We start from the raw sequence: 10,130 nt of genomic DNA on the forward strand, positions 1-10,130 counted from the left end.
GGTTGTCTCCTTGTTTGCCATCCGTGTCCGTGTTCCGGGCAGGCCTCTGCGGGCCCGCTCCGGATCGTTGTTGTGCTCGCTACTTGCGCTCGCTACTTACCCTCGCTCTCCTGCCAGCGCGCCATCAGCGTGTTCGACGGCAAGGTTTCATCCAGCAGCTTGCGCGCGGTCTCCACGCCCGCCACCGGCAGACCCGCCGGGTCGAGCTTGCCGATCTGCACCAGCACGCTGGCCTGGTCCCAGTAGATATGCTCGTGATAGAGCTTGTCGCCGCGGAACTTGACGATGGCGACCAGCGGGATCTCCACGCGCTTGCCGGTGGGCGGCACGCCCGGCAGCATCCAGTCGATCTCGCAGGTATGCGTGAAGCAGAACAGCAGTTCGTCGACGATCTGCGTGGTGCCGATCGTTCGCGACAGCGGAATCAGCGTGGTATCCGGTGGATTGCTGTGGACAAAGTGGTTCTGGTAGAAGCGCCGCAGCTGCGCGTAGCCGACGCCGCCGGTCATGGTCGGGATATGGTTCACGTAGGGCTGCGGCACCATCGTCGCCATGGTGGCATCCACGTCGCGCGTGGCGAATTCATATTCGCAGTGCTTGTCCCACAGCGTGGAGAAATCGTAGTGCGGCCCCATCTCGCGGCGCAGCGCGGCAATCGCGCGCTGGTGCGCCATCAGCGCGGAGGGCTTGTCGAAATGCTCGCCGCCCACGCGCGCGAAGGCATGGTCGACGCCCGGGTAGACATAGACCTCGATGTGGTCGCGCCCGGCCAGCGCTTCGCGGATCGCGGCCTGTGCCTTCGGCGGGCAGAAGCCGTCCTTCTCCGCGATATGCAGCACCAGGCGGCCGCGCACATTGGCGGCCTCGGCCAGCGCATGCTCGATGCCGACGCCATAGTAGGCCACTGCGCAAGCCACGTCCGGCAGCCGGCAAGCCGCCAGGTAGGCCAGCTTGCCGCCCAGGCAGAAGCCCAGCACGCCGGTCTGGCCGGCGCATTCCGGGCGGGCGCGCAGCGCGTCCAGGGCCGCGCCCACATCCTGCACGCCCCTGGCCTCGTCGAACTGCTGGTACAGGCCGAGCGCGCGCTGGAAGTCTTCGCCGCGATCAATCAGCTCGATGCCCGGGGCGATGCGCCAGAACAGGTCGGGCACCAGCACCGTGTAGCCCTCTTCGGCGTAGTAGTCGGCAACCTGGCGCATGGTGGCGTTGACGCCGAAAATCTCCTGGCACAGCACGATGCCCGGGCCCTTGCCTGCCGCCGGGACGGCGAGATAACCGCTGAAACTGCCTTCTGGGGTCTGGATCTGGATGGTCTGGCCCATGGCCTGCTCTCCTTGTCGTTTTCGCTTTACGGTACCTGTGGGCGGCTGCCGTGCTGGAATCCATCATGGTGGCTCCGCACCGCAGCAAACTAGCCGCTGGGCGCAGCGGCTATCCGATTAGTGCAGGAAACTGCCGACCCGGTCAACGCTGTGGCGCCGGCGGCACACGGCGGCCGGGGCCCATCCGCTATAGTGGATCGCGTGGGAAACCGTTTGCCGGGCGGACTTCGACCGCCGGCCCGGTCCCTGACCATGCGGCGCGCACGGCGCCAGGCCCAGCCTGCCCGGCAGCACCGCGGTCCACGCCAGAGGAGCGAGACAATGCAGCTGCCCCCCGCCGCCACGGCCGCCGGACCGTTGGTGCGCGCCCTGCTCGGCGACCCCGCGCGGTGCGTGTTTGCCTCGACCGACGTAGCCGAGACGCGCGCCGCCGTCGGCCGCGTGTTCAAACCGCATCGGCTGGAAGTGCGTGGTACCCGGCTGCAGGCGCGCATGCACCATGCCCCGCTGGGCGCGGTGTCGTTCAACCGGTTGGCGTACGGCGCCGACGTCACCATCGATCCCGGTCCGCTGGGCGACTTCCTGCTGGTGCAGATGCCGCTGTCGGGCCAGGCCGATATCCGCTGTGGCGACCAGCACATCCTGTCCACGCCGGACAGCGCCTCGGTGCTGACGCCGGCCGACGCGCTCGCGATGCGCTGGAGCGCGGACAGCGACCAGCTGATCGTGCGCATCGAGCGCAGTGCGCTCGACCGGATCTGCGCCGCCCACCTGGGCCGGCGTCCCGAGCGCGCGCTGCGCTTTGCGCTCGGCATGGCGTGGCGCACCGGCGCCTGGTACGAGCTGATGCGCTACCTCGCCGCGATGCTCGAGACGGCCCCGGAATCGGCCCGGCATCCCCTCACCGCCTGCCAGCTCGAGCAACTGGTGATCGGTACGCTGCTGACCGCACAGCCGCACAGCCTGTCGGACGCGCTGCGCGAGCACGGCAAGCCGCTGGCGCCGCGCCATGTCAAGGTGGTGGAGGAGTACATTCATGCCAACGCTGATGCGGCGTTGAACCCGGCCTTGCTGGCGGAGGTGGCCGGCGTCAGTGTGCGCAGCCTGTTTGCCGGCTTTCGCGAGCATCGCGGTACTGGGCCGATGGCCTACCTGCGCACCGTGCGGCTTGAGCGGGTGCGGCACGACCTGCTGAACGATGCATCGGTGGCATCGGTCAGCGCCGCGGCATTGCGCTGGGGTTTTGCGCATCTGGGGCGCTTCAGCGCCGAATATCGGCGGGCATTCGGTGAATGTCCGGCGCAGACGCTGCGGCGGCGTGGGGCGGGTTGACGTCCGATCTGTACCGGCATACGTGCACCACGCGCTGAACGCAAGCCAACGCCCCTGGTAGAGGCTCCCCTCTCCCGCGAAGTGGGAGAGGGGAGCAAACAATCGGCGATTCAAACTTGTCAGCCAACAAAAACGGCGAACCCTGCGGTTCGCCGTTTTTGCTGCATCAGGCCACCAACGCGGCCCAAAGCATCTTTACACCTTGATCTCGACGTCCACGCCGGCCGGCAGGTCGAGCTTCATCAGCGCGTCAACCGTCTTGTCGGTCGGATCGACGATGTCCATCAGGCGCTGGTGAGTGCGGATCTCGAACTGATCGCGGCTGGTCTTGTTGACGTGCGGCGAACGCAGGATGTCGAAGCGCTGGATGCGGGTCGGCAGGGGCACCGGGCCCTTGACGATTGCGCCGGTACGCTTGGCGGTATCCACGATTTCGGCAGCCGACTGGTCGATCAGGCGATAGTCGAAAGCCTTCAGGCGGATACGGATCTTCTGGTTCTGCATGATATTTCCTTAAAAGAGCGATTGGGCAAGGTGCCCAGTTAAATGGGGACATGCCCGCAGGCATGTCCCAGGAAGTGCTTAGTCGAGGATCTTTGCCACGACGCCGGCGCCGACGGTACGGCCACCTTCGCGGATAGCGAAGCGCAGGCCTTCTTCCATGGCGATCGGGGCGATCAGCTTGACGGTGATCGACACGTTGTCACCCGGCATGACCATTTCCTTGTCCTTCGGCAGCTCGATCGAGCCGGTCACGTCGGTCGTACGGAAGTAGAACTGCGGGCGGTAGTTGTTGAAGAACGGGGTGTGACGGCCGCCTTCGTCCTTCGACAGGATGTACACCTCGCCGGTGAAGTGCGTGTGCGGCTTGATCGAACCCGGCTTGCACAGCACCTGGCCGCGCTCGACGTCTTCACGCTTGGTGCCGCGCAGCAGCAGACCGACGTTGTCGCCAGCCTGGCCCTGGTCCAGCAGCTTGCGGAACATTTCCACGCCGGTGCAGGTGGTCTTCACGGTCGGGCGGATACCGACGATTTCGATTTCTTCGCCGACCTTGATGATGCCGCGCTCGATACGGCCGGTCACCACGGTGCCGCGACCCGAGATCGAGAACACGTCTTCCACCGGCATCAGGAAGGTACCGTCAACGGCACGCTCCGGCGTCGGGATGTAGGTGTCCAGCGCGTCGGCCAGGCGCATGATGGCTTCTTCGCCCAGGTCGCCCTTGTCGCCTTCCAGGGCCAGCTTGGCCGAACCCTTGATGATCGGGGTGTCGTCGCCGGGGAACTCGTACTTGCTCAGCAGCTCGCGAACTTCCATCTCGACCAGCTCGAGCAGTTCAGCGTCGTCCACCATGTCGCACTTGTTCAGGAACACGATGATGTACGGCACGCCAACCTGACGGGCCAGCAGGATGTGCTCGCGCGTCTGCGGCATCGGGCCGTCAGCGGCCGAGCACACCAGGATCGCGCCGTCCATCTGGGCGGCACCCGTGATCATGTTCTTCACGTAGTCGGCGTGGCCCGGGCAGTCAACGTGCGCGTAGTGGCGGTTGGCCGTCTCGTACTCGACGTGGGCGGTATTGATGGTAATACCGCGTGCCTTCTCTTCCGGCGCTGCGTCGATTTCGTCGTACTTCTTGGCGGCACCGCCGAACTTGGCAGCCAGCACCGTGGCGATCGCTGCGGTCAGCGTGGTCTTGCCATGGTCAACGTGACCAATCGTACCAACGTTCACGTGCGGCTTGGTCCGCTCGAACTTTTCCTTTGCCATTTCTTAGCTCCTGATAGGAATGCAGTCTTGTTGTTTCATCGCGCCGCCGCACCGGCAGGCGCGGCGGCAAACTTCGAATTACTTGCCCTTGGCCGTCATCACGGCTTCGGCGATGTTCTTCGGTGCCTCAGCGTAGTGCTTGAATTCCATGGTGTACGTGGCGCGGCCTTGCGTGGCCGAGCGCAGCGACGTGGAATAACCAAACATTTCCGACAGCGGGACTTCGGCCTTGATGATCTTGCCGCCACCCACCATGTCGTCCATGCCCTGCACGATGCCGCGGCGGGACGACAGGTCGCCCATCACGGTACCCGTGTAGTCTTCCGGCGTTTCCACTTCCACGGCCATCATCGGCTCGAGCAGGACCGGGCTGGCCTTGCGCATGGCTTCCTTGAAAGCCATCGAGCCGGCCATGCGGAACGCGTTTTCGTTCGAGTCCACGTCGTGGTACGAACCGAACGTCAGCGTCACCTTCACGTCCACCACCGGGAAGCCAGCCAGGATACCGTTCGGCAGCGTGTCGACGATACCCTTCTCGACCGCCGGGATGTATTCACGAGGAATCACACCGCCCTTGATGGCGTCGATGAACTCGAAGCCCTTGCCCGGCTCTTGCGGTTCCAGCGTGATCACGGCGTGACCGTACTGGCCGCGGCCGCCCGACTGCTTGACGAACTTGCCCTCGACGCCTTCGGCCGTCTTGCGAATGGTTTCGCGGTAGGCCACCTGCGGCGCGCCGATGTTGGCTTCCACGCCGAATTCGCGCTTCATGCGGTCGACCAGAATTTCGAGGTGGAGCTCGCCCATGCCCGAAATGATGGTCTGGCCCGATTCTTCATCGGTACGCACGCGGAACGACGGATCTTCGGCGGCCAGGCGGTTCAGGGCGATGCCCATCTTTTCCTGGTCAGCCTTGGTCTTCGGCTCGACGGCCTGCGAGATCACCGGCTCCGGGAACACCATGCGCTCGAGCACGATCGGTGCAGCCGGATCGCACAGCGTGTCGCCCGTGGTGGCGTCCTTCAGACCCACTGCAGCGGCGATGTCGCCGGCCAGCACTTCCTTGATTTCTTCGCGCTGGTTGGCATGCATCTGCAGAATACGGCCGAGGCGTTCCTTCTTGCTCTTGACCGGGTTGTACACGGTGTCGCCCGAATTGATCTTGCCCGAGTAGACGCGGAAGAAGATCAGCTGGCCAACGAACGGGTCGGTCATGATCTTGAACGCCAGTGCCGAGAACTTTTCGTTGTCGTCAGCCTTGCGCTCGAGCTTCTTCTCGCTGTCGTCCTCGTCCGTGCCCGTAACCGGCGGAATGTCGACCGGCGACGGCAGGAAGTCGATCACGGCGTCGAGCATGCGCTGCACGCCCTTGTTCTTGAACGCGGTGCCGCACAGCATCGGCTGGATTTCGCAGGCGATGGTACGGTCACGCAGCGCCTTGACGATCTCGGCGCGGGTCAGCTCTTCGCCGCCCAGGTACTTTTCCATCAGCTCTTCGCTGGCTTCGGCGGCGGATTCGACCATCTTCTCGCGCCATTCGTCAGCGGTGGCTTGCAGCTCGGCCGGGATGTCCTGGTATTCGAACTTCACGCCCTGGCTGGCTTCGTCCCAAACGATCGCCTTCATTTCCAGCAGATCGACGACGCCCTGGAAGCCGTCTTCAGCGCCGATCGGTACCACGACGGGCACCGGGTTGGCCTTCAGGCGGGTCTTCAGCTGGTCGTAGACCTTGAAGAAGTTCGCGCCGGTACGGTCCATCTTGTTGACGAACGCCAGACGCGGCACCTTGTACTTGTTGGCCTGACGCCAGACGGTTTCCGACTGCGGCTGCACGCCACCCACTGCGCAGTAGACCATGCAGGCGCCGTCCAGCACGCGCATGGAACGCTCCACCTCGATGGTGAAGTCCACGTGGCCCGGGGTGTCGATGATGTTGAAGCGGTGCTCGGGGTAGTTGCCGCCCATGCCCTTCCAGAAGGCGGTGGTCGCAGCAGACGTGATGGTGATGCCGCGCTCCTGCTCCTGCTCCATCCAGTCCATGGTGGCCGCGCCATCATGCACTTCACCGATCTTGTGGTTCACACCGGTGTAGAACAGGATCCGCTCGGTCGTGGTGGTTTTACCCGCGTCAATGTGAGCCGAAATACCGATGTTACGGTAGCGCTCAATAGGAGTCTTACGAGCCACTTTAATCCTCTATTCGTCCATGAGGCGCAGAGATCTCATGACCTGCGCCCTTAACACAAACGGGCGAGATGTGTGAAAACACAGCCCGCCCGGCAACCAACAGTGTTTTCGCGCGCTTTAGAAGCGGAAGTGCGAGAACGCCTTGTTGGCTTCGGCCATGCGGTGCACTTCGTCGCGCTTCTTCATCGCGCCGCCACGGCCTTCCGATGCTTCCAGCAGCTCACCTGCCAGGCGCAGCGCCATCGACTTCTCGCTGCGTTTCTTCGCGGCCTCGCGCAGCCAACGCATCGCCAATGCCAGACGACGCGACGGACGGACTTCGACCGGAACCTGATAGTTGGCGCCGCCCACGCGACGGCTCTTCACTTCCACCACCGGCTTCACGTTGTTGATGGCAACGGAGAACACTTCGATGGGGGCCTTGCCTGCCTTCTTTTCGATCTGGTCGAACGCGCCATAGACGATACGTTCGGCAACCGACTTCTTGCCGTCCAGCATCAGCACGTTCATAAACTTGGCAACTTCAACGTTGCCGAACTTCGGATCAGGCAGAACATCCCGCTTGGGGACTTCACGACGACGTGGCATCTTCTTTCCTTTAGATTCAGTTGAGAGCGCGGTCAGTTGTTTCCGCTCTCCGGCCACCAACTAGCTTGCATGCAATAGACAGCAAATTCGCCGGGTGACCACTTACTCGACGGCACGGTTGCCAAAAAGGCGCTCCGTTGTACCGCCGCCTGGTGACAGCACCATGACTTGCGCCACAGGCTATCGGTTGTTGCTGCTGTGGGTCTTTCGGACCCAGGCACCCTAAGCTTAGGCCGCCTTCGGACGCTTCGCGCCGTACTTCGAACGGGCCTGCTTGCGGTCCTTCACGCCTTGCAGGTCCAGCGAGCCACGGACGATGTGGTAACGCACACCCGGCAGATCCTTCACACGGCCGCCGCGGATCAGCACGACCGAGTGTTCCTGCAGGTTGTGGCCTTCACCGCCGATGTACGAAATGACTTCGAAACCGTTGGTCAGGCGCACCTTGGCGACCTTACGCAGTGCCGAGTTCGGCTTCTTCGGCGTCGTGGTGTACACGCGGGTGCACACACCACGGCGCTGGGGGCAGTTCTCAAGCGCCGGGCTCTTGCTCTTGACGACTTCAGAGACGCGCGGCTTGCGAACCAGTTGGTTGATAGTTGGCATTGTTCAATCCAGCTTGGTTTTACGAAAAACGCCCCTCGCACCGGCATGAACCAGGATGGAGAGGCAACTACAAGTTTTTGGGCGGGAGAGATGAGCGGACGCGCTCTGGAGACGGGACTGTGCGGTAACAGCATGCCAAAGAGCGCGAGCCGGCATCCGGATCCCGCATCTGCCGCCACCGGTCCATCAAAACCGGTCCGGAAGGCTTGCCGGCAGCGGCATGAAAGCCACATATCCGACGGGCGAGCGAAATCCAAAGCCAAAAACTCGAATCTGGCACTCTAGCAGGGGAATCGTATACCGTCAAGCCGTATACCCGGCTGACAAGCAGCGCCGGCTAGACCCCGCGCAGGGTGTCGAGGATGCCCTGCCCGTAGCGCTCCAGCTTGGATGCACCAATCCCGGGAATGCCCTGCATCGCCGACAGCGAGTCCGGCGCCGTGCGCGCCAGTTCGGCCAGCGTGGCGTCGTGGAAAATCACGTAGGCCGGCACGCCGTGCTCGCGCGCGGCCTCGGTGCGCCAGCGGCGCAGCGCCTCCCAGTTGGCCAGCGTATCGGCGTCCATGTCCGCGGTATGGTCGATGCGGTTGCCGCGCGCCGCGCGCTCGCCGGACTTGGCCGGCTTGGCAGCCTGGCGTCGCAGGATGATCTGGCGCTCGCCCCTGAGCACCTCGCGCGCGCGTTCGCCCAGCAGCAGCGCGCCGTGACCGCCATGGTCGATCATCAGCAGACCCTGGGCGATCAGCTGGCGGAAGACCGTGTGCCATTCATGCACCGATCGGTCCTTGCCGATGCCGAAGGTCGATACCTTGTCATGGCCCCACTGCTTGATCTTTTCCGAGGCATTGCCGCGCAGCACGTCGACCAGGTGGGTCGCACCAAAGTGGATGCGGCTTGCCTGCGCGGTGCGGTACACGCAAGACAGCGCCATCTGCGCCTCGCGCGTGCCATCCCAGGTGGCCGGCGGCTCCAGGCAGGTGTCGCAGTTGCCACAGGGCTCGCTGGCTTCGTCGAAGTACGCGAGGATGCGCTGGCGCCGGCAGCCGGCGGTTTCGCACAAACCCAGCAGCGCATCGAGCTTGGCCGACGACACGCGCTTGAACGCCTCGTCCGCCTCCGACTCGTCGATCATGCGCTTCTGCTGCACCACGTCGCCCAGGCCGTAGGCCATCCAGGCATTGGCGGGCAATCCGTCGCGCCCGGCGCGTCCCGTCTCCTGGTAGTAGCCTTCCATGCTCTTGGGCAGGTCAAGGTGAGCGACGAAGCGGACGTCCGGCTTGTCGATCCCCATGCCGAAGGCAATGGTGGCCACCATCACCAGCCCTTCTTCTTCGCGGAAGCGTGCCTGGTGGCGCTGGCGCGTGCCGGGGTCCATGCCGGCATGGTAAGGCAGCGCGTTGATGCCCTGCCCTTCCAGCCACGCCGCGGTGTCTTCCACCTTCTTGCGTGACAGGCAGTAGACGATGCCGCTGTCGTGTGTGCCGTCGGCGGCGGTGTGCTCGGCCTTGATAAAGGCCAGCAACTGCTGGCGCGCATTGTCCTTCTCGACGATGCGGTAGCGGATATTCGGCCGGTCGAAGCTGGAGATGAAAACGCGGGCGTCGTCGAGCGCCAGCCGCTCGATGATCTCGTTGCGCGTCAGCGCGTCGGCGGTCGCGGTCAGCGCGATGCGCGGCACGTACGGGAAGCGTTCGTGCAGCACCGACAGCTGGATGTACTCCGGCCGGAAATCGTGGCCCCACTGCGATACGCAATGCGCCTCGTCGATGGCGAACAGCCCGACGCGGGTACGCTCGAGCAGGTCGAGGAAGCGCGGCGTCATCAGCCGCTCGGGTGCGACGTAGAGTATCTCCACCCTGCCGGCGAGCAGGTCGCGCTCGACGGCGGACGCTTCCGAACCGGTCAGCGTCGAATTCAGTACCGCGGCGCGCACGCCGGCTTCGGTCAGCGCCGCGACCTGGTCCTGCATCAGCGCGATCAGCGGCGATACCACGATGCCGACGCCCTGCCCTGAGCGCTGGCGCAGCAGTGCCGGAATCTGGTAGCACAGCGACTTGCCGCCGCCGGTCGGCATCAGCACCAGGCTGTCGCCGCCTTCGGCAACGTGGTCGATGATCTCGGCCTGGCGCCCGCGGAAGGCGTGGTAGCCGAAGACATCCTTGAGGATCGCCAGTGCTTGCGACATGGACTGCGGAATTGCTGAAGCCGGAAAAGCCGTAACCTTACCACTAAGGGACCCGGCTACCGCGCCTCGCGGGCAAACTCTCCGACGATTCTCACGAAAGGTCACGCCACGCGCGGATAAAAAAAAGCCCGGCTGGA

The 10,130-nt window shown here is 64.3% G+C and carries 8 protein-coding genes; 1 reads left to right on the plus strand and 7 read right to left on the minus strand.

Annotated elements, in window-relative coordinates:
* Window positions 1-92 precede the first annotated feature (92 nt).
* Window positions 93-1,322: a dienelactone hydrolase family protein gene (locus E0W60_RS26605; RefSeq protein ID WP_133093424.1), complete on the minus strand. Its 1,230-nt coding sequence runs from the start codon at window positions 1,320-1,322 to the stop codon at window positions 93-95.
* Window positions 1,323-1,643: 321 nt separating this feature from the next.
* Here E0W60_RS26605 and E0W60_RS26610 point away from each other — a divergent pair, with 321 nt between their 5' ends.
* On the plus strand, window positions 1,644-2,654 hold the full coding sequence (locus tag E0W60_RS26610) for an AraC family transcriptional regulator (protein ID WP_135706076.1): 1,011 nt from the start codon (window positions 1,644-1,646) through the stop codon (window positions 2,652-2,654).
* A gap of 195 nt (window positions 2,655-2,849) precedes the next feature.
* Here E0W60_RS26610 and rpsJ read toward each other — a convergent pair whose 3' ends face one another.
* From rpsJ to recQ, 6 genes are all read right to left on the minus strand, one after another.
* Window positions 2,850-3,158, minus strand: coding sequence for a 30S ribosomal protein S10 (gene rpsJ / locus E0W60_RS26615; protein WP_006160488.1), 309 nt, complete (start codon window positions 3,156-3,158; stop codon window positions 2,850-2,852).
* Between the two features lie 78 nt (window positions 3,159-3,236).
* Window positions 3,237-4,427: an elongation factor Tu gene (tuf, locus tag E0W60_RS26620; protein ID WP_133098639.1), complete on the minus strand. Its 1,191-nt coding sequence runs from the start codon at window positions 4,425-4,427 to the stop codon at window positions 3,237-3,239.
* Between the two features lie 78 nt (window positions 4,428-4,505).
* Window positions 4,506-6,614, minus strand: coding sequence for an elongation factor G (gene fusA, locus E0W60_RS26625; RefSeq protein ID WP_029049804.1), 2,109 nt, complete (start codon window positions 6,612-6,614; stop codon window positions 4,506-4,508).
* Between the two features lie 117 nt (window positions 6,615-6,731).
* Window positions 6,732-7,202 (minus strand): 30S ribosomal protein S7, encoded by a 471-nt coding sequence (gene rpsG, locus E0W60_RS26630; RefSeq protein WP_010810459.1) that lies wholly within the window; start codon window positions 7,200-7,202, stop codon window positions 6,732-6,734.
* A gap of 228 nt (window positions 7,203-7,430) precedes the next feature.
* Window positions 7,431-7,808: a 30S ribosomal protein S12 gene (gene rpsL, locus E0W60_RS26635; protein WP_010810460.1), complete on the minus strand. Its 378-nt coding sequence runs from the start codon at window positions 7,806-7,808 to the stop codon at window positions 7,431-7,433.
* A 337-nt stretch (window positions 7,809-8,145) separates the two neighbouring features.
* On the minus strand, window positions 8,146-9,993 hold the full coding sequence (recQ, locus tag E0W60_RS26640; RefSeq protein ID WP_135706077.1) for a DNA helicase RecQ: 1,848 nt from the start codon (window positions 9,991-9,993) through the stop codon (window positions 8,146-8,148).
* Window positions 9,994-10,130 lie beyond the last annotated feature (137 nt).

This window comes from Cupriavidus oxalaticus (genome assembly GCF_004768545.1).
GTDB lineage: Bacteria > Pseudomonadota > Gammaproteobacteria > Burkholderiales > Burkholderiaceae > Cupriavidus > Cupriavidus oxalaticus_A.